General features: G+C 65.6%; 24 protein-coding genes. 11 read left to right on the top strand and 13 right to left on the bottom strand.

Features of this window, described 5'->3' with window-relative positions:
• Window positions 1-189: 189 nt before the first annotated feature.
• Window positions 190-579 carry a Zn-ribbon domain-containing OB-fold protein gene (locus HL671_RS06540; RefSeq protein WP_012044992.1) on the bottom strand — a complete coding sequence of 130 codons (390 nt, stop codon included), beginning with the start codon at window positions 577-579 and terminating at the stop codon, window positions 190-192.
• Entirely contained in the window at window positions 579-1,727 is a 1,149-nt protein-coding gene (locus tag HL671_RS06535; RefSeq protein ID WP_012044993.1) for a thiolase domain-containing protein, read from the bottom strand. Before HL671_RS06535 ends, HL671_RS06540 begins: the two co-directional genes overlap by 1 nt.
• A gap of 1,018 nt (window positions 1,728-2,745) precedes the next feature.
• Between HL671_RS06535 and HL671_RS06530 the strand changes: the two genes are divergently transcribed.
• From HL671_RS06530 to HL671_RS06515, 4 genes are all read left to right on the top strand, one after another.
• Window positions 2,746-3,060, top strand: coding sequence for a hypothetical protein (locus tag HL671_RS06530; protein ID WP_012044995.1), 315 nt, complete (start codon window positions 2,746-2,748; stop codon window positions 3,058-3,060).
• Window positions 3,061-3,087: 27 nt separating this feature from the next.
• Window positions 3,088-3,990, top strand: coding sequence for a papain-like cysteine protease family protein (locus HL671_RS06525; protein WP_172235915.1), 903 nt, complete (start codon window positions 3,088-3,090; stop codon window positions 3,988-3,990).
• 461 nt (window positions 3,991-4,451) lie between these two features.
• Complete coding sequence (locus HL671_RS06520; RefSeq protein WP_012044997.1) at window positions 4,452-5,504, top strand: alpha/beta fold hydrolase; 1,053 nt, start codon at window positions 4,452-4,454, stop codon at window positions 5,502-5,504.
• 90 nt (window positions 5,505-5,594) lie between these two features.
• Window positions 5,595-6,572: a sensor histidine kinase gene (locus tag HL671_RS06515; protein WP_041751583.1), complete on the top strand. Its 978-nt coding sequence runs from the start codon at window positions 5,595-5,597 to the stop codon at window positions 6,570-6,572.
• Between the two features lie 136 nt (window positions 6,573-6,708).
• Here the strand turns inward: HL671_RS06515 and HL671_RS06510 are convergent, their stop codons facing one another.
• Together HL671_RS06510 and HL671_RS06505 are read right to left on the bottom strand one after the other, a co-directional pair.
• Window positions 6,709-10,200: an indolepyruvate ferredoxin oxidoreductase family protein gene (locus HL671_RS06510; RefSeq protein ID WP_172235914.1), complete on the bottom strand. Its 3,492-nt coding sequence runs from the start codon at window positions 10,198-10,200 to the stop codon at window positions 6,709-6,711.
• Between the two features lie 317 nt (window positions 10,201-10,517).
• Window positions 10,518-11,162, bottom strand: coding sequence for a trimeric intracellular cation channel family protein (locus HL671_RS06505; protein ID WP_012045000.1), 645 nt, complete (start codon window positions 11,160-11,162; stop codon window positions 10,518-10,520).
• Between the two features lie 141 nt (window positions 11,163-11,303).
• Here HL671_RS06505 and HL671_RS06500 point away from each other — a divergent pair, with 141 nt between their 5' ends.
• Window positions 11,304-11,744, top strand: coding sequence for a hypothetical protein (locus HL671_RS06500; RefSeq protein ID WP_172235913.1), 441 nt, complete (start codon window positions 11,304-11,306; stop codon window positions 11,742-11,744).
• Between the two features lie 205 nt (window positions 11,745-11,949).
• On the top strand, window positions 11,950-12,261 hold the full coding sequence (locus HL671_RS06495; protein ID WP_172235912.1) for a hypothetical protein: 312 nt from the start codon (window positions 11,950-11,952) through the stop codon (window positions 12,259-12,261).
• A gap of 65 nt (window positions 12,262-12,326) precedes the next feature.
• Here HL671_RS06495 and HL671_RS06490 read toward each other — a convergent pair whose 3' ends face one another.
• Entirely contained in the window at window positions 12,327-13,142 is an 816-nt protein-coding gene (locus HL671_RS06490; RefSeq protein ID WP_172235911.1) for an isocitrate lyase/PEP mutase family protein, read from the bottom strand.
• A gap of 43 nt (window positions 13,143-13,185) precedes the next feature.
• Window positions 13,186-13,500 (bottom strand): NIPSNAP family protein, encoded by a 315-nt coding sequence (locus HL671_RS06485; RefSeq protein WP_012045004.1) that lies wholly within the window; start codon window positions 13,498-13,500, stop codon window positions 13,186-13,188.
• A gap of 75 nt (window positions 13,501-13,575) precedes the next feature.
• Here HL671_RS06485 and HL671_RS06480 point away from each other — a divergent pair, with 75 nt between their 5' ends.
• Complete coding sequence (locus HL671_RS06480; protein WP_246579397.1) at window positions 13,576-14,274, top strand: winged helix-turn-helix domain-containing protein; 699 nt, start codon at window positions 13,576-13,578, stop codon at window positions 14,272-14,274.
• A 109-nt stretch (window positions 14,275-14,383) separates the two neighbouring features.
• Window positions 14,384-15,388: an alpha/beta fold hydrolase gene (locus tag HL671_RS06475; RefSeq protein ID WP_012045006.1), complete on the top strand. Its 1,005-nt coding sequence runs from the start codon at window positions 14,384-14,386 to the stop codon at window positions 15,386-15,388.
• Between the two features lie 62 nt (window positions 15,389-15,450).
• On the opposite strand, the gene HL671_RS06470 is transcribed toward HL671_RS06475, so the two are convergent.
• From HL671_RS06470 to HL671_RS06455, 4 genes are all read right to left on the bottom strand, one after another.
• The gene (locus tag HL671_RS06470; protein WP_012045007.1) at window positions 15,451-15,765 is read right to left on the bottom strand and encodes an EthD domain-containing protein; all 315 of its coding nucleotides are present in this window, start codon (window positions 15,763-15,765) and stop codon (window positions 15,451-15,453) included.
• A 60-nt stretch (window positions 15,766-15,825) separates the two neighbouring features.
• Window positions 15,826-16,545, bottom strand: coding sequence for an alpha/beta hydrolase (locus HL671_RS06465; RefSeq protein WP_012045008.1), 720 nt, complete (start codon window positions 16,543-16,545; stop codon window positions 15,826-15,828).
• A gap of 174 nt (window positions 16,546-16,719) precedes the next feature.
• Window positions 16,720-17,190, bottom strand: coding sequence for a hypothetical protein (locus HL671_RS06460; protein ID WP_172235910.1), 471 nt, complete (start codon window positions 17,188-17,190; stop codon window positions 16,720-16,722).
• A gap of 283 nt (window positions 17,191-17,473) precedes the next feature.
• Window positions 17,474-19,006, bottom strand: a complete 1,533-nt coding sequence (locus HL671_RS06455) for an acyl-CoA carboxylase subunit beta (protein ID WP_012045010.1) — start codon at window positions 19,004-19,006, stop codon at window positions 17,474-17,476.
• Window positions 19,007-19,131: 125 nt separating this feature from the next.
• Here HL671_RS06455 and HL671_RS06450 point away from each other — a divergent pair, with 125 nt between their 5' ends.
• The 3 genes from HL671_RS06450 (at window position 19,132) to HL671_RS06440 (ending at window position 21,395) form a co-directional block, all read left to right on the top strand.
• On the top strand, window positions 19,132-19,563 hold the full coding sequence (locus HL671_RS06450) for a DUF4260 domain-containing protein (protein ID WP_012045011.1): 432 nt from the start codon (window positions 19,132-19,134) through the stop codon (window positions 19,561-19,563).
• Between the two features lie 265 nt (window positions 19,564-19,828).
• Window positions 19,829-20,809: a dienelactone hydrolase family protein gene (locus HL671_RS06445; protein WP_172235909.1), complete on the top strand. Its 981-nt coding sequence runs from the start codon at window positions 19,829-19,831 to the stop codon at window positions 20,807-20,809.
• Between the two features lie 100 nt (window positions 20,810-20,909).
• Window positions 20,910-21,395 carry a hypothetical protein gene (locus tag HL671_RS06440; protein WP_172235908.1) on the top strand — a complete coding sequence of 162 codons (486 nt, stop codon included), beginning with the start codon at window positions 20,910-20,912 and terminating at the stop codon, window positions 21,393-21,395.
• A 63-nt stretch (window positions 21,396-21,458) separates the two neighbouring features.
• Here HL671_RS06440 and blaOXA read toward each other — a convergent pair whose 3' ends face one another.
• The 3 genes from blaOXA to fliK all read right to left on the bottom strand — a co-directional run bounded on the left by blaOXA (window position 21,459) and on the right by fliK (window position 24,302).
• Complete coding sequence (gene blaOXA / locus HL671_RS06435) at window positions 21,459-22,277, bottom strand: OXA-1091 family oxacillin-hydrolyzing class D beta-lactamase (protein WP_172235907.1); 819 nt, start codon at window positions 22,275-22,277, stop codon at window positions 21,459-21,461.
• A 94-nt stretch (window positions 22,278-22,371) separates the two neighbouring features.
• Entirely contained in the window at window positions 22,372-22,668 is a 297-nt protein-coding gene (locus tag HL671_RS06430) for an EscU/YscU/HrcU family type III secretion system export apparatus switch protein (protein WP_049795397.1), read from the bottom strand.
• Entirely contained in the window at window positions 22,665-24,302 is a 1,638-nt protein-coding gene (gene fliK, locus HL671_RS06425; protein WP_172235906.1) for a flagellar hook-length control protein FliK, read from the bottom strand. The genes HL671_RS06430 and fliK overlap by 4 nt, the downstream gene beginning before the upstream one ends.
• Window positions 24,303-24,311 lie beyond the last annotated feature (9 nt).

The raw sequence follows: 24,311 nt of genomic DNA, 5'->3' as shown, positions 1-24,311 counted from the left end.
GTGGGCACGGTGCTCCGCACCCCTGCCCACCCTACGATGTCATGCCTCTCCCATGACTCGTGGCACTCGCCGCTCGATCCCACCGTCATTGCGAGCGAAGCGAAGCAACCCAGAGCTCCGCCCGCGACTCTGGATTGCTTCGTCGCTTCGCTCCTCGCAATGACGCGGGGCTGCATCTCTTCTCCTCACCTACACCGGCGTGAAGAACGGCAGCGGGGCTCCGTCGGTCGGCTTGAACACCACCTTCACCTTCTGGCCGATCTTCAAGCTGTCGAGATCGCAATCGACGAAATTGGTCTGCAGCGATGGTCCTTCCTTCAAGGTGACGTAACCGATCGCATACGGTCCTGTCGGCGACTTGCGCATGATCGAGAACGTGTAGATCTCCCCCTCGCCCGCGCTCTGCTCCCATACGGTCTGATCAGAGAAGCAGAACGGGCAGATCGAGCGCGGAAAGTAGTGCGCCTCGCCGCAGGCGGTGCAGCGCTTGATCAGGAACTTGCCCTCGGCGGCGGCATCCCAGAACGGCTTGGTCTCGGGATTGGTGATCGGGGCCGGCAGTTTCTTCGCTTCAGACATCACACGCGCTCCAGAATGCAGGTCGAGGCGGCGTGGCGCACGCCGAGCAGGCCACCGGTGCCGTGGGCGATGGCGAGGTCGCAGTTTTGCACCTGGACCTTCGGATGGGCTTCGCCGCGCAATTGGCGCACGGCCTCGATCACCTTGGTCATGCCGCCGCGATTGACCGGATGGTTGCTGCAGAGCCCGCCGCCATCGGTGTTGAACGGCAGCTTGCCGACGCCGGAGATGAGGTTGCCGTCGGCGACGAACTTGCCGCCCTCGCCTTTCTTGCAGAATCCGAGATCCTCGAGCTGCATCAAGACCGTGATGGTGAAGCTGTCATAGATCGAGGCGTATTTGATATCCTTGGGCGTCACGCCCGCCTCCGCGAAGGCGCGCGGGCCGGACCAGACGCCGGCCGAATAGGTCAGGTCGAGATCCTTGCCGCCGCGCGGCCCCTTCATGGCCTCGCCATGGCCGATCAGCCGCACCAGCGGCTTCTTCAGGCTCTTGGCGATGTCAGGCGTGGTCACGATCAACGCGCCGCCGCCATCGGTGACGACGCAGCAATCCATGCGATGCAGAGGATCGGAGATCATCGGCGAGTTGAGGACGTCCTCGACCGTGACAACCTCCTTGAGCATGGCATGCGGATTGTACTGCGCGTGATGCGAGGCAGCGACCTTGATCCAGGCGAGTTGCTCCGAGGTGGTGCCGTAATCGTGCATGTGGCGCATCGCACACATGCCATAGGCGTTGTGCGTGGTGGCGCCATAGGCCAGCTCGAAATCGGCCTCAGCGCCGGCGGCGCGCGGCGGCATCGGCCCGGTGCGCGGCTTGCCGGCGAGCGTGATCAGCGCAATCGAACATTTGCCGGCTGCTATCGCTTCGGCCGCGTGCCCGACGTGAATGAGATAGGAGCAGCCGCCGGTCTCGGTGGAATCGATGTGCCGAACCTTCAGGCCCAGATAATCGACCATCGGCCAGGCGCCGCCCGGCGCATCGCCGGCGCAGAAATAGCCGTCGACATCCTTGGCGCTGAGCCCGGCATCCTCCAGCGCGCCCTTGGCCACTTCGGCATGCAGCTGCGCGGTCGATTTGTCGGGTGCGTGCCGGGTCGGATGCTCATAGATCCCGGCAATGTAGGCCTTGCCCTTGATGGTCAATTCCGTCTCCGCTTCCTGTCGTTTCGTCCCGAATGGTTGGAGATTTTTTGGACCCTCGCACGAGCCTTGGCAAGCGCGGAAAATATTCCGCGCGGTGGAGATGAGCCGTGGTCTTGCCCTTCACTCCGCTGTCGTCCCAGGTCAAGCCCGGGACGACACCGGTGATGACGCGCGATCTTGCCCATATCGAACTACGCATGACCTCGCATTCCCGCGGCAGACACTGCCCGGGTCATGCTGCTCTCGCTCACCCTCATCAAGTCGGAGGGCGCAGGGAAGGCCAGGCGTCGGCTGACGCCTGCGGCCCGCCTGCTGAGAAAAAATGCAGGCGGCAGGTACCACAGGTGCAGCCGGAACAACCGGCCTTCCCTGCGCGACGGTCTTCACGCTTATACGCAGTCTGCCTGGTGCGCCGGCCTGTTGGCCACCATTCGCGACAATGCGCTTCAGCGCACTGCGCGGGACACCAGCATCGGGGTGTCGGCACGCTGCGACTTCACGTCCACGCCCAGCCGTTCGTCCGCGCATCCGTGTAGGACACGCTGCGGCTCGATCGCGGCCATCGCTCCCCGCCTCGCGTGTCGTGACGATCGCGCGCAACGCCCCTTCCGAGTGAGGCGGGATCGGCGCAGTAGAACACGATTTCTGTTTTTCGTAAAGCGCCATCTGCCCGACGGGCAGTTGGCTGCGCGACGCGACGCTGGCGTCAGTCAAGACTGGGCCCCGCGCTCCGCCGGCATGCGACGACCCGAAGTTGCAGAAATGGCCGACGTGTCTTTCTTCATGAACCCAATCCGGGCTCAGCCCGACAACTTGAGGCAGGCTGCCATACGAGCCGCCGACAGCCAAGACCGATCGCCGAACGGTGTTCGACGATGCCGCATCGTGCATGCCAGCTGCGCGACCGTCGGGTCGCTCAACGTCGAAAGTTCGAGCCCCGCCGCTCCGGCTCGATCTCATCTTCCGTTGCTGAAACACAGTTCCGGCCGATCACGTCATCTACCGACAGGAGAGAGCAATGCCGAGGACGATCCGCAAATTCTGGGGTCCGATGAAGGGCCGCGCGACGCTCAACTTCAACTGGCCACTTATCAACCACGATTCCGTCGTGCTGATCACGGCAGCCGAGTATCAGACGACAACGCCCCCCAGCAACGAGCACCGCTTCATCGGCGCCGCCAACATCACGGTCGAGAACATTGCCCCGCACGGACCACCCTTCGATCCCAACCATGGCGTGACCTTCGTGGTGAAGGTCGATTGGGGCAGCCCGCTGCCGATCGTCACCGACATCACCGTCCTCGACAATCCGCCCATCGAAGTGCAGCTGTAGTTTCTTGATCGAACCAGGAACAGGCACATGCCCCGTACGATTCGAAAATATTGGGGAGCGTTCCGTGGCCGCGAGACGCTCAATTTCAACTGGCCGGCGATCGACCACGACTCCGTCGTTCTGGTCACCGCCTCCGAATACAACGCCCAGCACGCCCGCTTCATCGGAGCGGCATCGATTACTGTATCGAACATCGCGCCTCACGGCCCGCCCTACGATCCGAACCACGGCGTCACTTTCGTGGTCAATGCCGACTGGGGCTCAGCCATCAACGTCGTCACCGACATCACCGTGCTCGACGCCAAGCCGCTGGAGGTCCAGACTTACCTGCCACCGCGACCTAACAATATGGGACTGCGCATGCAGTACCAGGAATCCAATGAGTGGTGCTGGATGGCCGTCGCGACCAGCATCAACCATTTCTATAATCCGGCAAGCACCTGGACGCAGTGCCAGATCATGACGGTGGTGGGGCATAACATCAACGGCTTCCCCTCCAACACGAGCGCATGCCCCAGCGCGCAGGTGCTCAGGGACCACCCGGCGCTCGCCAAGGCCCTCGCGAATCCCTACGACAAGGCAGTCGAGTTCATCCTCGACGACGCCGCCTATGGGATAGATCGCCGCTATCTGAAATCCGGCGGCGTGACCGATCCACTGAAGGTCACCGGCAATTTCGACAGCTATCACGGCGCCGACGTCAGCCTCCAGCAGATTGCGGCCCAGATCAATGCGGGCCGGCCGATCGCGGTCGACATCACCTGGCGTGACAACTCCGGCTCACACGTGGTGGCGATCGCCGGGGTGCTCGGGGACAGCCTGCTGATCCTCGACCCTGCCAATGGCGAATCCGTGGTCCGGTTCGGCGACTTCCCGGGGACCTACTTCAACGGCGCCAAGCTGGACGGCTACACGTTCACCAAACGATAGCGCGCCCAAGGTCGCAACGAGCGGCAGATAGGTCCGTGGCGTCCATCGATCGAGGACGTGCACTCATCGCACGTTCGATCGCATTGCTCCTGAGCAATGCGATCAGCACGACAATCCAGAGCTGCCCAAACTCTGGATTGCTTTGTCACGAAGTCCGCCCTCGAGGTTCGCCGATTGCGAGATCGGGGGATCCTCTCGATGCGGACGAACTGCCCTCGCAACACGGTCGATGTCGATGCAGTGATCAACCAGCTCAAACAGCGCAATTGAGCTTGCGAGTGTTGGCATCTCTCCTCCGTCCCGTGACCGAAATGTCCCGGACGTCACTCGGGTCACCCCGCGTCAGCTCAAATCGCGCAAGCGGCGTCACGGAACGAAGCGCGTGACCGGCCGTTGCCCCTGCGCTGCATCATTTCCCGGATCCTCCGGCTGTCATGCACGCCTTTCCATGAGGGCAGATCATGACCGCAGCCCGGACCACGGCACGTGCACTGGCAGCATCAACGCCGAGCCTCCTTGCCAGCCCAGTTCCATCCTTGAGGCCTCTGGCGCGTCGCGGCAAGTCGCTGTCCAAGACTCATCCCTTTCTGCTGGCAGCAGCAGCGACCACGGCCGCCTTGGTCGTCACCGCCCTGATCAATCGCCGGCTGGCCAAGTCCGCCGAACGGGCCAATCCGCCTGCCGGCCAGTTCATGGATGTCGACGGCGTCCGGCTGCATTATGTCGAGCGCGGCACCGGCATGCCGCTGGTGCTGCTGCATGGCAACGGCAGCATGATCCAGGACTTCGCCTCAAGCGGGCTGATCGACCTGGCTGCGCAGAACTACCGCGTGATCGCGTTCGATCGGCCGGGCTTCGGCCACAGCGACCGGCCGCGCAATGTCGTCTGGACGCCGACGGCGCAGGCCGGCTTGATCAAGAGCGCGCTCGACCGGTTGGGCGTGTCGGAGGCCTTCGTCCTCGGCCACTCCTGGGGCGCCTCCGTGGCGGTTGCGCTGGCCCTCGAACATCCCGCCATGGTCAAGGGCATGGTGCTCGCCTCCGGCTATTACTATCCGACCTTCCGTTCCGACGTGGTGGCAGGATCCGCTCCCGCCATTCCGCTGCTGGGCGACATTCTGCGCTACACGATCTCTCCCCTGATCAGCCGCATGATGTGGCCGCTGCTGATGGCCAAGCTGTTCGGTCCCCGGTCGGTGCCGGCCAAGTTTGCCGGTTTTCCGAAGGAACTGGCGGTCCGCCCGTCGCAGATCCGCGCCTCCGCCGCAGAAGCCGCCCTCATGATTCCCGATGCATTCCGCTTCAGGAAGGCCTACGGTGACTTGAAGATGCCGGTCGTGATCGTTGCCGGCGACCAGGACCGCCTGATCGATATCGACGCGCAATCCCGGCGTCTGCATCAGGCTATCAGCCACAGCACGTTTCGCCGGGTTCGCGGCGCTGGCCACATGGTTCATCAGACGGCGACCGAGGCCGTCATGTCCTCGATCGACGAGGTGGCCGCAGCGGCCTAGCCCGAAGGGCTGCCGCCGCACCGCGCGTCGCGGGCGCGGAGGCCGCGACGACAAGGGGGAGCGATTGTGATGCCCGCCGAGGGCGCGAGCATGCCAGTCTGGCACGAAAAGCATCTGCGCGCCGCAACCAAAGCGGCTGGCGTCGCCCTGTGGTCGTGGAACGTCGACACCGACGCCATCACGATGGATGAGCGTGCCTATGAGCTGTGGGAGGTGTCCAAAACCCACGGCCAGATCACGTTCGAGGTCCTGTCGCGGAACATCCATCCGGCCGATCTGGAGCGGGTGAGATCGGCGTTCTCCGCGACGCGATCCATCGTCGGCGCCTATGAGATCGATTTCCGCATTCTGGCTGATGGCGAGGTCCGCTGGATCTCAGCGCGCGGCCAAGGCGATGACGCCGACATCGCCGACCGGCTGATGTTCGGTATCTTCCTCGACGTGACCCAGCGCAAGCAGGCCGAAGAAGCCAACGAGCTGCTGGCGGGCGAGATGAGCCACCGGGTCAAGAACCTGCTGACGATCGCCACGGCACTGACGCAGATGACGTCGCGCACGGCGGCGACGAAGGAGGACATGGCCCATGATCTCGCCAGCCGGTTGATCGCGCTGGGCCGTGCGCAGGACCTGATCCATTCAAGGCCAGGCCGGACGAGCGCTGCGGCCCTGCTCGGCGATCTCGTCTCCGTGCTGCTTGCCCCTTACGACGAGAAAGGCGCCAGCGTCCGCATCCGCGTGTCGGTGCCCAAGATGAATGTCGGAGAACGCTCGAGCACGACATTGGCACTGGTCATCCACGAGCTCGCGACCAACTCGGCGAAATACGGCTCGCTGTCGGTTTCGAGCGGCACGCTGGACGTGTCGTGCAGCGCGCATGACGACGAAGTGGTGATCATGTGGACCGAGCGCGGCGGGCCGCCGAAGTCGGCCGACACCACCGAAGGCTTCGGCAGCAAACTGATCCATCGCAGCATGAGCGCCCAGCTCGGCGGCACCATCGCCTTCGACTGGTCCGCCGAAGGCCTCGTCGTGACGCTGCGCATGAGCCGGGAGCGGATGGCGAATTGATGCGTCTGGCGGGCTCGTGGCGCTTCGCTCATGCGGACGCCGACTCTCGGCGAGCGCAGCGAAGCGATCCAGGACGTCACGAGGACTCTGGATTGCTTCGTCGCTCCGCTCCTCGCAATGACGGAGAGGCCAAGCCCTACTCCGCCGCCATCTGCCGTGGCGCGGGCGGCGGGCTGGCGAGGTCGGCGGCGAGCTGGGCGTAGCGCGCCTTGGCGTCCTGCACCGCCTTGTCCTTGACCGGGCCGTAGCCGCGGATCTTGTCGGGCAGCGACAGGAATTCGGCCGCGATGTCGGCGTTGGCCGGCGACAGCAGGCTCAGCACGGTCGCGACGTCCTTCTCGTAGCCGGCGATCAGGTCGCGCTCCATCTTGCGCTCGGCGGAATAGCCGAAGATGTCGAGCGGCGTACCGCGCAGGCTCTTCAGCTTCGCCAGCAGCCGGAACATCTTCATCATGCCCGGGCCATAGCTTTTCTTCTTCGGACGGCCCTGCGGGTCCAGGCCGGAATTGAAGATCGGCGGCGCGAGGTTGAAAGAGATCTTGTAATCACCCTCGAAGGCGTCGTGCAGCTGCTTCTCGAAGGTGCCGTCCGAGAACAGCCGCGCCACCTCGTACTCGTCCTTGTAGGCGAGCAGTTTTGCGTAATTGATCGCGACCGCGCGCGGCAGCGCTTCGCCATAGCCACCCTTGTCGGCGGCGTCGCGAACCTGGTCGACCAGCTTGCGATAGCGCTTGGCGAGCCGTGCGTTCTGATACGCCGTGAGATAGGTCATGCGATGGGCGATGATCTCGTCCAGCGTCATGGCGTCGAGCGCTTTCGGCGGCACCGTCTCGTCCTGGCCGGTCATCATCGCGGCGACGCGCTCGGGATTGACGACCACCAGACGGCCGAGCCGGAACGCCTCGGTGTTCATCTTCACCGCAACGCCATTGATCGCGATCGCCTTCTCGATCGCCTCGGCCGAGAGCGGCAGCAGGCCCTTCTGATAGGCGTAGCCCATCATCATCATGTTGGTGGCGATGGAATCGCCGAGCAGCGCCTCGGCTGGCTTGGTGAAATCGAAGAATGTGGAGTCCTTGCGCAGCGCGGTCTCGAGCAGGCTCGTCACCTTGCGGTTCTGAAAGTTGAAGTCGCGATTGAGCACAAAGTCGGCAGTCGGTATCAGATGGCTGTTGATCACGCCATGGGTGCGTTCGGCATCGCACAGCGTGATCGTCTCCTTGGCGCCGGCCACCACCTCATCGGCGGCGATGACGAGATCGGCGGTGCCGGTGACGATGCGCGAGCAGGTCACGTCGGCGGTGTTCTGCGACAGGCGGACGTGGCTCAGCACCGCGCCGCCCTTCTGCGCGAGGCCCGACATGTCGAGGATCATCGAAGCCTTGCCCTCGATGTGCGCGGCCATACCGAGCAGCGCACCGATGGTCAGCACGCCGGTGCCGCCGACACCGCCGACCGCGACGTTGTAGGGCCGGTCCAGCGACGGCTTGGTCAGCGGCTCCGGCATCTCGCCGATGTCGCCGAGCTCGGCCGGCGCGCGCGAGCGCGGCTTGCCGCCGTCGATGGTGACGAAGGATGGGCAGAAGCCCTTCACGCAGGAATAGTCCTTGTTGCAGGAGGACTGATTGATGACGCGCTTGCGGCCGAGCTCGGTCTCCAGCGGCTCGACCGAGATGCAGTTCGACTGCACCGAGCAGTCCCCGCAGCCTTCGCAGACGGCCGGGTTGATGAACACGCGGCGCTGCGGATCCTCCATCGTGCCGCGCTTGCGGCGGCGGCGCTTCTCGGCCGCACAGGTCTGCACGAACACGATGGCCGAGGCGCCCTTGGTCTGGCGCAGCGTCTTCATGACGTTCTCGAGCTCGTCGCGATGCGCTGTTTTGACGCCCGGCGCGATGCTGTCCGCCGGATAAGCGTCGGGATTCTCCGAGACCAAATAGATCTCGCGGATGCCCTCGGCGTGCAGCTGGAAGGTGATCTGCTGCGGCGACAGGTCGCCGTCATGGCGCTGGCCGCCGGTCATCGCGACCGCGTCGTTGTAGAGGATCTTGTAGGTGATGTTGGCCTTGGAGGCGATCGCCTGGCGGATCGCGAGGCTGCCGGAATGGAAATAGGTGCCGTCGCCGAGATTGGCGAAGATGTGGTTCTCGTTCGTGAACGGCGCGATACCGACCCACGGCACGCCTTCGCCGCCCATATGGGTGAAGGTCTCGGTGTTGCGGTTCATCCACAACGACATGAAGTGACAGCCGATGCCGGCCAGCGCGCGGCTACCCTCGGGCACCTTGGTCGAGGTGTTGTGCGGACAGCCGGAACAGAAATACGGCGTGCGCGCGACCGGCGACACCAGTTGCATCTGCGACGCGTCGCGGCCGTTGAACCAGTCGGCCTTGGCGCGCAGCATGGCCTTGATCTCGGGGTTGAGATCGAGGCGGAGAAGACGCTCGGTCAGCGACGTGGCGAGCGAGGCGACGGAGAGCTCGGTGGCGAACGGCAGGAAACGCTTGTCGTGCTCGTCCATCTTGCCGACGATGCGGGGACGGACGTCGTCGCGCCAGTTGAACAGCTCCTGCTTCACCTGGTTCTCGACGATCTCGCGGCGCTCCTCGACGATGAAGATTTCCTCGAGGCCGACCGCGAATTGCCGCACACCCTCCGGCTCCAGCGGCCAGGGCATGCCGATCTTGTAGAGCCTGAGCCCAATCTTGGCGGCAACCTCCTCGGTGATACCGAGCTCGCGCAGCGCCTGGCGGATGTCCTCATAGCTCTTGCCCGACGCCATGATGCCGTAGCGGGCGTTCGGGCTATCCATCGTGACGCGGTTGACCTTGTTCGCGCGGGCGAAGGCGATCGCGGCAAAGCCCTTGTAGTCCTGTAGCCGGCGGTCCTGGTCGAAGCGGTCGTCGGGCCAGCGCAAATTGAGGCCACCCGGCGGCATCTCGAAATCGGTGGGAATGACGAAGGGTGTCATCTCGTCGTTGAGGTTGATCTCGGCGGTGGTCTCGACCGTCTCGGTGATCACCTTCATGCCGACCCAGCAGCCGGAATAGCGCGACATCGCAATGCCGAGCAGGCCCATCTCGATCATCTCATGGATCGACGACGGGTAGAGGTAGGGCATCAACGCCGACATGAAGGCATGGTCGGACTGATGCGGCACGGTCGAGGACTTGGCGCCGTGGTCGTCGCCGGCGAGGCACAGCACGCCACCGTTCTTGGCGGAGCCGGCGGCGTTGCCATGGCGGAACACGTCGCCGCAGCGGTCGACGCCGGGGCCCTTGCCGTACCAGATGCCGACCACGCCGTCATATTTGCCGCCGGGCGACAGATGCAGCTGCTGCGAGCCCCAGATCGCGGTGGCCGCGAGGTCCTCGTTCACACCCGGCTGGAACTTGATGTTGTACTGCTCGAGATGCTTGCGGGCCGAGAACAGCTGCTGATCGTAGCCGCCGAGCGGCGAGCCGCGATAACCGGAGATGAAGCCCGCAGTGTTGAGCCCGGCAGCGCGGTCGCGCCGGATCTGGGCCATCGGCAGCCGCACCAGGGCCTGGATGCCGGTCAGGAAAATATGGCCGGTATCAGCGGTGTATTTCTGGTCGAGATTGATCTCGCTCTCGTTGATGCCCATTCCGCCCTCTTGCCGTGCTTTATCGGGGTGCGCGGATGCCGCCGCCGGCGGAAGCGCGCGTTCTGCCAATCATTTATGTCGGCTTTTGCAGAATGCGCATTACAAATCTCGCGGACGCAGGGCAGCCAACCGAAATCGCAATTTCGTGGCGGGCGGTGCCACGGCTTTTGCGCTTTCTGTCGAAAACCACGGCCCGGACGAAATGGGATGATGCGCGCCATCGCTTTCCGGCCACCGGCGGACGGTTACCGAACCGTTTCAGCGCGGTGATTCCTGCGCTGCCCCGTTGTGCAACGCGAGATAATGGCTGCCGAGCCTCAGCGCTGCTCCTCGCCGGTGAAGACGAAGCGCGGCATGTTCCATTTGTAGCGGATCGCGAGCAGCCGAAACGCCAGCCCGAACGCAAAGCTCAGCGCCGTCAGGATGCCGCCTGCGAGTCCGAGGGAGAGCCCGCCCGCGTAAAGCAGGCCCGTCAGCAACGACACGCTGGCATAGAGCTCCGCGCGAAACAGCAGCGGCACGTCGTTGCACAGGATGTCGCGCAGCACCCCACCCGCGCAGCCCGTGATCATGCCGGCGACGATGACGATGCCGATCGGTACGTTCATCTGCCAGGCGATGTCGCAGCCGGCAATGGTGAAGACGACCAGGCCGATGGCGTCGAGGACAAGGAAGGCCATCGTCAGCCGATGCACCAGACGCGCCATTGCGATGGTGACAAAGGGGGCCAACACGGTCAGCAGCAGCAACGACGGCCGCTCGACCCAGGCGAGCGGATAATGTCCCAGTAATACGTCGCGCAAGGTGCCGCCGCCGAGCGCAGTGATCGCGCCGAGCAGGCAGACGCCCATCCAGTCCATGCTGCGACGACCGGCCGCCAGCGCCGCCGTCATCGCCTGTGCGGCCAGCGCCAGCCACGACAACAGATGCAGCACGCTATCGGCCGGCGGCAGGTTCCACATCGACAAGCTCCAAGAATCGCAAAGCGCGCGCAAGGAACCTTAGCGCGCAGCATGCGGCAGGCCAGCACGGGTTTTCGCAAGGTTTCGCGGAACGGACCCGGGGAGCCGCTGGTTGTCGAGGCACATCAAGAGGAGGATCACATGGCCAATGAACGGCTACCGAATGAGCGTTATCCTGATGGCATGAATCGCCCGGACATGGCGGGCCGGCCCGGCATGTCCAGAGCGGATCTGCCTGGAGCCGATATCACCGGCGCCGGCGTGACGGGTCCGGAGTATGAGCGTGCAGCGCGCATGGACAGCCGGCTGCAGCCGGATCCTGAACTGACCGAAGGCCGGTCGTCGACCGGCCGCATCGCGGCCTATGCCCTGGGCATCGCCATCCTGCTCGGCGCCGTGTTCTATGGCCTGAACAACATGTCAATGCATAGCGACCAGGCGAGCACCGCGCCGGCATCCCAATCGGCCTCGACCAGCAATGGCGGTGCCTCGAACAGTTCGCCGCGCGTCACGACCGGCGCAGCGGGTGACCGGACGACTCCGCCGCCAGCGCCGGCCGGCCAGACCAACAGCGGCAAGTAATCTCGCGGGCGGCCCTCAGCCGCCGGCCAACTGGGCGACGGGTGTCAAGCCACCCGCCGCCTCTTTTCCATGTCATCCCGTTCGGCAAGTTCCTTCCGATCCGAACCAACTAAAAGAACAGCTAGCAAGGATGAGGTGGAACGATCGGCAGTCACACCGATTGGCTCTGCGTCACCAGACTGGATTTGAACCGAGGAGGCATGTGATGAAGGCTCTCGCTCTCGCCGCCGCAGCAGGCACGCTCGTGATGACCGCCGCGTCCGCTGCTCCCGTCACTCCCGACGTTTCGATGCTTCCGCACAGGGAGACCCACAACGTCCGGATGATCTGCAATGAGGACGGCCGTTGCTGGCGCGAACGTCGCGAACGCCGCGTCATCATTCAGGACGAGGACCGCGATTCCTACGGCTATGCACCGCGCGAACGCTATATCGAGCGGCGCAGCTATGAGGACCGCGGCGGCATCGGCATTCGCGCCCCCGGCGTGAGCGTCGGTATCGGAACGGACCGCTATTAGCACAACGCCACTACGCGACGAACGGCAGACAGCGGGCGATGCTTCGCCCGCTGTCGTCGTTTTGGTCACGCCTTGAACATCGCGTCGAGATCACCCGTGTAGCGGTCGGCGAGCACAGCGAAGCTGCCCTGCTCCGCCATGTCCTTCGCGGCGCGCATCACGCCTGCCCAGGCCATCCGCGCGAGAGCGCCGCCGATGCTGATGCGGCGAACACCGAGCGCCTCGGCCTGCTGGAGGCTGAATGCGCCTCCACCGTTCAACAGATTGACCGGCTTCGGGCCCACCGCCTTCACGATCTCAGCAACGTCCTCAGGCGTAGTGATCCCGGGCGCATAGAGGCAATCGGCGCCGGCCTCCGCATAGGCGCGGAGACGGTCGATGACCAGCGCAAGATCCTTGCGTCCCCACAAATAGGCCTCGCAGCGCCCCGTCAGCAGCACGTCAGCGCCGGTCGCATCGATGGCCTGCCGCGCCGCACGGATTCGCTCCACCGCGAGCGCGCGCTCATACAGCGGATGCGACGCATCGCCCGTCGAATCCTCGATGGAGAGTCCCGCAATCCCGGTCGCCACCGCGCGCGTCACATTCGCCGCGACACCGTCCGGCGCGTCGGCGAAACCGCCTTCGAAATCGGCGTTCACGGGAATGTCGACGGCGGCGCTGAGCGAGGTGAGATGCGCGAGCATCTCCTCCAGTTCGACGCCCGTATCCGGCTTGCCGATCGACCATGCGAAGCCGGCGCTGGTCGAGGCGATCGCCTGGAAGCCGAGCTGCTGCAGCATCTTCGCCGTCCCGATGTCGAACGGGTTCGGCAGCATGAAGCAGCCCGCCTGATGCAGCCTGCGAAACGCCGCGCGCTTGTCTGCCGTGGTCACCGCCATGTCGTCCTCCCTGCGTCGTCGTTGCCCCAGGATAATACCGCACTCATGGCACTGCCACGACATTGCGCAGAAATGTTCGTTCTTCGCCCAGAATGAGCTTGTGCTCCTCAGCCAGCGCGAAATTCGCCCGGCCCTCGGCATCGCCGCGAAGCGCTGTCCGGTAGCGCTCGTAAGCTGCGAGGCTGTCGAAGGAAATCAGCCCGTAGGCGATGTTGTTGGTGCCTTCATGCGGCATGAAATAGCCGATCAGATCGCCGCCGCAGCGCGGGATGATCGACAGCCACTGCTTTGCGTAGATTTCGAAGACATCGCGCTTGAACGGGTCGATGCGATAGCGGATGAAGACGGTGATGGACATGACAACCTCGGGTGTGTTCTGCGGCATCGACACTATCTGCTTGCCCGACGACGATGCTTCGGTTAGCATCGAACTATGAAATCAGGACCTGACATCGCGATGGTGGCTGCGCTGGTCGGCGACCCCGCCCGCGCCAACATGCTGACCGCCCTGCTGTCGGGTCGCGCCCTGACCGCGACCGAGCTCGCGCAGGAAGCCGGCGTCACGCCGCAGACCGCGAGCTCGCACCTCGCCAAGCTCGAGAGCGGCGGCCTGATCGAGCCTGAGAAGCAGGGCCGCCACCGCTACTACCGGCTTGCCGACCCTGACGTCGCCGACGTGCTGGAGAAGCTGGCCGGACTTGCCGCGCGCGCCGGTCACATGCGGGTGCGCACCGGACCGAAGGAGCCGGAGCTGCGCCGCGCCCGCATCTGCTACGACCATCTCGCGGGCGACCTCGGCGTGCAGATGCTCGAAAGCATGGTCAGCCAGAAGCTGGTGCGACGGCGCAAGCAGGAGATCGTCCTGACCGAGGACGGAGAGCAATTCCTGACGCGCCATTTGCGGATCTCCCCGGAGATGCTGGCGCACCCGCGCCGGCCGGTCTGCAAGGCCTGCCTCGACTGGAGCGCAAGGCGGCATCATCTGGCCGGAACGCTCGGTGCGGCGCTGATGAAGCGCTTCACCGAGTTGAAATGGGCGGCGCGCGATCCGACGCCGGGCAGCCGGGTGGTGAATTTCAGCCGCGCCGGCGAAAAGCATTTCGCGGCGCTGTTCGGGCCGACCGGCGACTGACGATCACGCGCTGTTTATCGCCAGCGGCCCGCGACGACTTGCGCCTGGCGCGAACGCGGGCCACCGCGGAGTGGCTGATCATGCCGTCGCCATCCGTCCTGGAGTCCACATGTCCCGTTTCGCCGTCGCGCTCTGCGCTGCCCTGCTCGCCTTCTTGCCTGCCATCGCTCCGGCTGCGGAAGGCCCGCGCGAGCCCTATGGCATCAATCTCGAAGGGTTCCCCTATCCCTTTCCCGTCAACCTGCTGCCGCTGGTCAATGACGGTGAGCAATTGCGCATGGCCTATATGGATGTCGCCCCCGCGCAGCCGAACGGGCGCACCGCGCTGCTGCTGCACGGTCGCAATTTTCCGTCGAGCTATTGGGCCCCGGTGATCAAGACGCTGACCGAGCAGGGCTTCCGGGTCGTTGTGCCCGACCAGGTCGGGTTCGGGAAATCAACCAAACCATCCGGCGAGCTGCATTTCGACACGCTGGCGCGCAACACGGTGGCCCTGCTCGATCATCTCGGCATCGCCAAGGTGGATATCGTGGCGCATTCGATGGGCGGAATGCTGGCGGTGCGCATCGCACGCGCCTTTCCCGACCGGGTCGCGCATCTCGTGCTCACGGCGCCGATCGGGCTTGAAGACTACCGCCTCTACGTGCCGCCGATCGCGTCAGAGAAGATCATGGAGACCGAGGACCGCCTCACCGCCGAAGGCTATCGCAAGCAGTTGGAGAGCAACTATGCGCTGAAACTTTCGCCCGAGCAGGTCACGCCCTTCATCGATGCCCGCTTCAACCTCAAGGGCAGCGCCGACTATCCGCGCTGGCTGAAGAGCTTTGTCAGCTCCTATCAGATGATCTACCGCGAGCCCGTCGTGCACGAGATCCCGCTGATCGGACAGCCGACTCTTTTCATCATGGGGGCCGACGATCACAACGCGCCGGGTCGGCCGAACGCGCCGGAAAATCTGCGCGCCCAGATGGGCCAGAACGCCGAATTGGCGAAGAGCCTGGCGGGCCGGATGCGCGATGCACGCGCCGAGGTGATCGCCAATGCAGGCCACCTCGTGTTTCTGGATGCGTCGGACAAATACGATACGCTGCTCAAGGACTTCCTGAGCCGATAGCGGGCAGCTGCTGCAGATCACCTCCCCGGAGCGCTTGTCGGCTGCGCGGCCCTCCGCGCCGCTCAGGCGGGGACCGTCTGCGCCAGCACGAAGCTCTCGCGCGTCCTTGTGACGTCCGGCCAATCGCGGTTGAAATCCGCGATCAGCCGCTGCATCTCCGCGCCGCTCACGGCGCGCTCCATCGCGGCGACATCGTCGAACTGATACATCGCCTGGTGCACCGCCGGATCGGACAGGCTCCAGACCCGCCACGCCTTGGCGACGCCGAAGCTCCTGATCGCATCGGGCAGATGCACGTCGCGATACCAGCGATCGAACTCATCGCGCTTGGCAGGATCTGGCACGGTGGCGCGGACGACGAAGATGGCGGAGGGCATTGTTTCCTCTGGATATGATATGATTGGTGCTGTCGCCGAAGCCTGGCCGCAATCAGCTGCTCAACGAAACCCTGCGGCCAGCGAGACCACCTGACCATCGAGCCCGTTGAAGCCGTGATGCCCCCGGGCCTGGCACGGATCGCCCTCTTCCGCACCGCCCGACAACCATTTCGCCCGGGCGCGGCCGCCGGACCATTTGATGAAGGGATCGACACCGGCCGGCAAGGTGACCTTGCAGCCGTCGCTGGTGTGGTGGATGACAAGCGTACGCGGCAGCGCCGATGGCGAGCCGAGGATCGACATCACATTCGATGAGCTGCCCGATTCCGGGCTGAGAAAGCCGGAGGTCAGCACCAGCGCATCCGGCCGGGCGCCGCGGGCGATCCCCTCCGCCGCGCGCAAGGTGCCGCGGCTGGTGCCGATCACCGTCACCGGTCGTTTGATCGCGGCCATGTAGTCGACGGCGGCCTTGAGATCCGTGTTGGCGTCCGCAACCATGACGGCGAGTCCGCGCGCCGCATAGGCGTTGCGCGTGCGTACCAGCTGATTGCCGAGCAGGCCATGAATGTCGCCGCGATCACCGACATTGATGGCGCCGTCGCCGCCGGGCAGCAGGATGACGCTGGCGCGCACCGCCTTCGGCCTGATCAGCGCCACGCGCGAGCCGCCGATCGTCACAGTCTCGTCGGCGCGCGCCGCCGCGCCGACTGCCAGCGACACCGTCAGCGCCAGACAGATACGCACGATCACACGACACGGCTGGCTTGTCAGCCTGACCATCGCAGCCTCCCTCCGACTCGCGCGGATGGAAAGAGACTAGCAGAAAACAACGAGGCCCGGAGTGCCTAGGAGTCCGGGCCTCGTCACCTCGCGACCTCGCGCGAGCGAAGCCGGTCGGTATTCGTTGGAAGCTATTGCGCCATCACCTGCCCTGCCTTGAGCTAGCTCAAGACGTCAGTAACAGCGGGTGATCGTGACGCTGTGATCGCCGCCGTGCCGTCCCGGCACGGTCACGGTCTGCATCGGGCAGCTCGATACATAAGGGCGATCGGACGGCACGACATTCGGCGGGTAGCGGTGCGCCCAATCCCACGGGACGTCGTAGGTATAAGTGTAACGCACGTCGGCCGATGTGTGCTCGGGGATCTGCTGCGGTGCCGGCCCGCCATCACCGCCATAGGCGAAGGCGCCGGCCGCCGGCAGATAGGCGCGGTAGCCGCGAGGGTGATGATGACGGATCGCGGGCCCGGGGCCCGGCGCCGGCGGGGTGACCTGGCTCGGCGCAGCGGGGGGCGCGGCAGTCGGCGCGGCCACCGCAGCGCCGGAACGGGCCGATGCGGCCTCGGAGGAGAACATCAGCGCGGCCGCGCAAGCCCCGAGGAAAAGAACTCTCAACTTCCGAAACGCCGATGTTCTATCAGCCATGATACGCAAACCCTACTCTTCTGACCCACCAGCGATCCGCCAAGGCTCGTCGCCCAGGCTGGCCAGCAAGCTAGGCCAGCGGCCCAGTTCCCGCAAACCCATCGTTAAAGCTTAGTTAAGCCGCAAGCTTAACGCCAGGGCCGCCAGAGGCGCCAGATTGCCGCGTCGCCCCGCTGGCGGCGCGTCGCGATCGCCGAGCGTGTCAAAAACCAGGCCGTCAAAACAGAGGGCGGCCCAGCCGGGACGCCGGCGAGCCGCCCTCTCCATCATCTCCGACCAGCGCTTACAGTGGCAGATTGTCGTGCTTCTTCGCCGGCATTTCCATCTTCTTGTCCCTGAGCATCGCGAGCGCACGGGCGATGCGGCGGCGGGTGGAGTGCGGCATGATCACGTCGTCGATATAGCCGCGCTCGGCGGCGATGAACGGCGACAGGAAGCGGTCCTCATATTCCTTGGTGCGCGCGGCAATCTTCTCCGGGTCCGCCATATCGGCGCGGAAGATGATCTCGACCGCGCCCTTGGCGCCCATCACCGCGATCTGCGCCGTCGGCCAAGCGTAGTTCATGTCGGCGCCGATCTCCTTGGAGGCCATGACGTCGAAGGCGCCGCCATAGGCCTTGCGGGTGATGACCGTGACCAGCGGCACCGTGCACTGCGAATAGGCGAACAGCAGCTTCGCGCCATGCTTGATCAGGCCGCCATATTCCTGCGCGGTGCCAGGCAGGAAGCCCGGCACGTCAACGAAGGTGACGATCGGGATGTTGAAGGCATCGCAGAAGCGGACGAAGCGCGCGGCCTTGCGCGAGGCGTCCGAGTCGAGCACGCCCGCCAGCACCATCGGCTGGTTGGCGACGAAGCCGACCGTGCGGCCGGCGATGCGACCGAAGCCGGTGACGATGTTCTTGGCGAAGCCCTCGGCAATCTCGAAGAAATCGCCCTCGTCGACGACCTTCAGGATCAGCTCCTTCATGTCATAGGGCTTGTTCGGATTGTCGGGGATCAGCGTATCCAGCGACATGTCGACGCGCTCGATGTCGTCGAAGCTCGGCCATTCCGGCACGCCGTCGGTGTTGTTCGACGGCAGGAAGTCGATCAGACGGCGCATCTGCAGCAGCGTCTCGACGTCATTGTCGAAGGCGCCGTCGGCGATCGAAGAGCGCGTCGCATGCACGGAGGCACCGCCGAGCTCTTCCGCCGTGACCACCTCATTGGTGACGGTCTTCACGACGTCGGGCCCGGTGACAAACATATAGCTGGTGTTCTTCACCATGAAGATGAAGTCGGTCATGGCCGGCGAATAGACGTCGCCGCCGGCGCAGGGACCCATGATGACCGAGATCTGCGGGATCACGCCGGACGCCAGCACGTTGCGGCGGAACACATAGGAATAGCCCGCGAGCGCCGCGACGCCCTCCTGGATGCGGGCGCCGCCGGCATCATAGAGGCCGATGATCGGCGCGCGCGCCTTCATCGCCATGTCCTGCAGCTTGGTGATCTTGAGCGCATGGGTCTCGGACAGCGAGCCGCCGAACACGGTGAAATCCTTGGCAAAGACGAAGGTCTTGCGGCCGTTGACGGTGCCCCAGCCGGTGACGACCCCGTCGCCGGGGACCTTGGTCTTCTCCATGCCGAACTCGGTCGAACGGTGCTCGACGAACATGTCGAACTCCTCGAAGGAGCCCTTGTCGAGCAGGAGCTCGATGCGCTCGCGGGCCGTCAGCTTGCCGCGCGCATGCTGCGCCTCAATGCGCTTCTCGCCGCCGCCCAGCCGCGCGCCCGCGCGCCGCGTTTCGAGGGTGTCCAGGATGTCCTTCATGCGCTTCCCGCCCGTTCCCGATGTCGTGAGTGTTGGCGGCCTTCTAACACGGCTATTTCGGAGGCGAAAAGCAGCTTTCGGCAGCACCGCTGATCCTCCCGCAGTTCGGAATTGGAAGCAGAATCATGGATATGACCATCAATACGGATGCTGTGATTGAGGCTGGAGGCCCGTCCCGGGACGCCGCCTCGGGCGGCGTCCGCACGCTGCTGCGGCTCGAAGGGCTGGTGCTGGCGGCCGGCGCGACCGCCTTTTATGCCCATCAGGGCGGATCATGGTGGCTGTTCGCCGCCCTCTTCCTGGCGCCCGACATCAGCTTCGCCGCCTATCTCGCTGGACCGCGTGTCGGCGCCGCGGTCTACAATGCTGTGCACAGCACGCTGGCCCCCGCCGTTTTGCTCGCGATCGGGCTTTGGGCCGGACCGCCGCTGGTCACCGGCCTTGCCACCATCTGGCTCGCCCATGTCGGCGTCGACCGACTGGCCGGCTATGGGCTGAAATATGCCGACGGCTTTGGCTTCACTCATCTCGGCCGGATCGGACGGGCGGCGGCCTGAGCGCAGGCGCGCCGCGGCGGATTCCCAGCGGGCTGGTCGGCGACGTTGTCCACCGCCCTGCACGCGCACAGCTCAGCTCATGGTTTGACACAACCAGGCAGCGCCGTTCTACTCGCATTCAAAGCTGCAAAATAAGCAGCGATGCAGGAGGATGGCCATGGAGCGACGCGTCAGTGGCACGCCGACGATGTTTGGCACGTGCAGGAATCGCGCTGCCAGTTGTGCAAGGTGGCGCGTCCGTCCGCGATCCCGACGCGCGATCGCGATGGCGGCCGTTGCGGTGCTCGCAGCCCTTGGCCTCACGCTCGCCAACAGCGCGAGCGCGCAGGGCATCACCAAGGATGTGCCGGCGCGGGTCGAGATGTATCCGATCGCCTCGGTAACTTTGTCCGATCGGCAATTCCTCTCCGGCGACGAGGGCGGCACTCCGGTCACCGTGGTCGGCGAACTGCGCGTGGCGCAGGGCAGCGGCCGGCTGCCGGTGGTGGTGCTGATGCATGGGTCCGGCGGCGTCGGCGGCAACATCGCGGCCTGGAGCCGCACCTTCAACGCGATGGGGATCTCGACCTTCGTCATCGACGGCTTCAGCGGTCGCGGCATCACCGCGACCAGCACCAACCAGGCGCAGCTCGGCCGGCTCAACCTGATCATGGACATCTATCACGGGCTCGAGGTGCTCGCGAAACATCCGCGCGTCGATCCCGAGCGCATCGTATTGATGGGATTCTCGCGCGGCGGACAGGCGGCGCTCTATGCGAGCCTCGAGCGCTTCCACAAGCGCTGGAACAGATCCGGGCTGCAATTCGCCGCCTATCTCCCGTTCTATCCCGACTGCTCGACGACCTATCGCGGCGACACCGAACTGGTGGCGCGGCCGATCCGGATCTTCCACGGCGGACCGGACGACTACAATCCGGTGCGGACCTGCAAGGCCTTCGTCGAGCGGCTCAAGGCGGCCGGCCGCGACGTCGAGCTGACGGAATATCCGGACTCGCCGCACGGCTTCGATATCGGCCTGCTCGGCGCCAACTTGCTGGCGATTTCGCCCAAGGCGCAGACCGTGCGCAATTGCCGGATCACCGAAGGCGAAGGCGGCCTGCTGATGAACGCCGAGACGCAGCAGCCTTTCACCTATCAGGATGCCTGTGTCGAGTTCGATCCGCATGTCGGAGGCAATCCGGCGACCGCGGAGGCGGCGCGCCAAGCCGTGACGGACTTCCTGCGCACGCTGTTCAAACTGTCGTGAGTAAAAATAGAACGATTTGGATCAATTTTTGAAGTGACAGATCGAACGTATTGGGTGTTCCTGCGTTGTCGCTCGCTTTTCGACGATGAAACGGAGCCCGATGATGCGCGCCTCTCGCCTTGCGATTCCCACCTTGCTGACGGCCCTCGCCTGGGGCGTCGCGGCCCATGCGGCGCCCGCCTCGCCATTCCGGGCACTGGAAGGCTCGTGGAGCGGCGGCGGCGTGATCAGCATGTCCGACGGCAACCAGGAGCGGCTGCGCTGCCGCGCCGCCTACGACGTCGGCGGCGCCGGCGAGCAGCTCAGGCTCAACATCCGCTGTGCCAGCGACAGCTACAATATCGATCTCTCGAGCGACGTCGCCTATCGCGGCGGTGAGATTTCCGGGCAATGGACCGAGTCGAGCCACAATGCGTCCGGCACGATCGAGGGGCGCGCCGTCGGCAATCGCATCGAGGCCCAGGCGCGCGGCCAGACCTTCTCGGCCGGGCTGGCGCTGACGACCAGCGGCAAGCGGCAGACGGTGTCGATCCGGCCCGCGGGCGCGGAGATCACCGCGGTTGATCTCCAATTGTCGCGGCGCTGATCCAGCAGCGCTCTTCACCATCAAGGCAGCGTGCGCCGCTGCCGATGATGGACCGTCACACGCTCACAACGCGCCGATATCCTTCAGGCAGGCCTGGGTCAGCGTCATCCGCGCTTCGACATGGCGTGGCTCGGGGCAATCCATGTTGAGCGCAAACACGGTCGGCTGGTCACCCTTCTCGACCCAGCCGACCATCCAACCGAGCGAGCCCTGCTCCTTGCCGAGCAGGCCGGATTTGGCGTGGATGACGGCATCACCGACCTTGGTCACGGGGATGATATCGCGCGTCAGATCCTGGCTGCGCTTGGAGACCGGCAGCGCACCACGCCTGAGGCGGTCGATGAAGTCGACCTGCTCCACCGGATCGATACGAAGCGCGCCGGTCAGCCAGAACTGATCGATGCCGCCGCCGATGTCGTGATTGCCGTAATCGAGCTCCTCGAGATATTTCTGCATCCGCTCGGGGCCGATGCGCCGCGCGATCTCCTGAAACACCGGCACCGCCGACACCGCGATCGCGCTGCGCAGCGTATGATCCTTGTTCCAGGCCTCGATCGATCGCGTGACGCCGTCCCATTTGAACACGTCGGTGTCGGGATCGGCGACGACGCCGGTCTCCAGCGCGATCAGCGCGTTCGCGATCTTGAAGGTCGAGGCCGGCAGCTTCGCCGCGCCCGAGCGCTCGGTGTCGCTGGCAATGATCAGATACTCCTCGACCTTATAGGCGAAGAACGTGCCCTGGGTGCCCATGTCGGTGAAGCGTTGAGCGAGCCCGGCGCGGATCTCGTTGCGGGGCGGCGCGACATGGGCGGATGCGCGCGCCGGCACCAGGCTGGCGCCGGCCATCAAAGCGAGCGCATGGCGGCGGCTGATCAGGGGCATGGCAGGTCTCTCCGTCGACAGTCGGCCCTGCCTATCACAGGGCGTTGGCGATCGAAGCAGGACGGAGATCACAATTGTTGCGGCGCGTGGCGGATCAGCGCACCGGCCGCGACAGGTTGAGCACGAACACCAGGACCTCGGCGACCGCCTTGTAGAGCTCCTCGGGGATCTCGTCGCCGAGCTCGACATTGGAGAGCGCGCCGGCCAGCACCTCGTTTTCCTCGATCGGAATGTCGTGTGCGCGCGCGACCTCGATGATCTTGGCGCCGATCGTGCCCTTGCCCTTGGCGACCACGCGGGGCGCGCCGCCCTGCCCCTTGTCGTAATGCAGCGCGACCGCGAGCTGGGTCTTGGCTGGAATCTTGGTTGCGGCCTTCACGTCGATGCTCATAGCGCGCGATCCAGGAAATGGCCGGCCTTGGGCGGCATCACCGCTGGCGGCGCGCCGTCCTGCACCACGAGATCGCCCGGGGACAGATCGGCGCGGATCAGCGCCTGGCCCAGATCCGACAGACCGGCGTGCAGGCGCGCGGCGGTGGCCGGACGCTCGGCCCACATCCGCACCGAAGTGCGCTCGGCATTGAACGAGACCAGCGCATGCACCGGACCAGCCGGCTCGACATCGAGCGAGAAGCGCGCGCGCCAGACGCGCTTGGACGTCTCAGGCGCCTGGGTGCCGCCGTCGCGCGAGATCTCGAACTGCGCCATCGCGGTGCCCTGCGGCGTCGCGAACGGGATTTCGAAGTTCCAGCGCGGCAGCGTGGGATCGGTGCGCGCCGTCGATGCGTCGGGACGGTCAGGCAGCGACGCGACCTGCAGCAAGGCTTGCCGCGACAGCGCCTGGTCGGTCTCGTCGAGCAGCCGATGCGCGATCGCCGGCAGCGGCGCATCCGGGCCGAGCGTCGGCGTCGCCACGGCCTGCGGCATCGGAGCACCGCCGCGGAACGGCGGCGGCGGCGTGTTGGTGCGGGCGACGTCGCCATTGGCGTTGCGTCCGGGAACCAGGCCCGCGGCCCGCGGGATCTGTTGCTGGGCTTCCTGCAGCACGGCCAGCACCGCGCCCGGCGTCATCGATTGCGCCTTGGCCTGGCTCAGGGTCTCGATCAGCGCCGAGCCGGTGAAGCCCGCGGATGCCGCATCCGGCCGGCCTGCTCCCATCACCCAGGGCTGCGGCGGCAGCTCGATCTCGATGTCCGGAACCAATGAGGGGGCCGCGTTCTGCTGCGCGGCCGCGGCACGGCCGGCCTCGGACAGCACCGAGGCGTAGGATGCGCCCGGCGGCGGTGAGGTTGACGCCGTCGTGCCGGGATCGACGGTCTGCAATACCGTCGCCAGCGTCTGGCGCAGCACGATCAGGGCCGCCTTCAGATCCGACGGAGCCGATGCGGTGCTGCCCTTGGCAAGCGATGCTTCCAGGAACAGGCCGGAATTCTGCACGGCATTGCGGATGTCTTCGCCCGTCAGCCCAGGCGACAGCGCCGTCTGCTGGGCCAGGACCTGCGCCACCGCGGCCCGCAGAGCGGGCGGCAAATTGGGTGAATCGGCGACCGCCTGGAGATCGGCGAATAATTGCCCCTGGCTGCCCTGCCGGGTCGCGGCGTCCTCGCTGGCGATCGACAGCGCGAGACGCTCCAGGCCGGTGAGGGGATCAGCCGGCGGGGCCAGCGTGGGTGCGAGCCGACCGGTGACGTCGACAACGGTGGCAGCCGGCGTGCTGGTGCCGGATGTGCCCGCGGCGGCGCCGTTGCCAGGACCGACGATCGCGAGCTGCAGGCCCTGCCCGGTCTGCGAGACCGCGACCTGCACGGTCTGGCCAGCCTGCAGCGGCAGCTCGCTGGCGAGCTCCATCGACAGATTTCCGATCGCGACCTGGACCAGGTTCTCGGCGAGCACCTGCTGCACCCGGGCGCTGAGCAGCGCACCGGCCTGCAGGGTGGCAGCGGCCTGCGGGGCGTTTCCGGCCGGCGAGCTGCCGACGCCACGGACGGCGCTGACGGAAGGCGACGGCGTGATACTCTGGACCATACGCGTACT

The sequence above is a fragment of the Bradyrhizobium denitrificans genome (assembly GCF_013179005.1).
GTDB lineage: Bacteria > Pseudomonadota > Alphaproteobacteria > Rhizobiales > Xanthobacteraceae > Bradyrhizobium > Bradyrhizobium denitrificans.
Note: the sequence above shows the minus strand (reverse complement) of the source record. Positions and strands in the feature narration are given on the sequence as shown.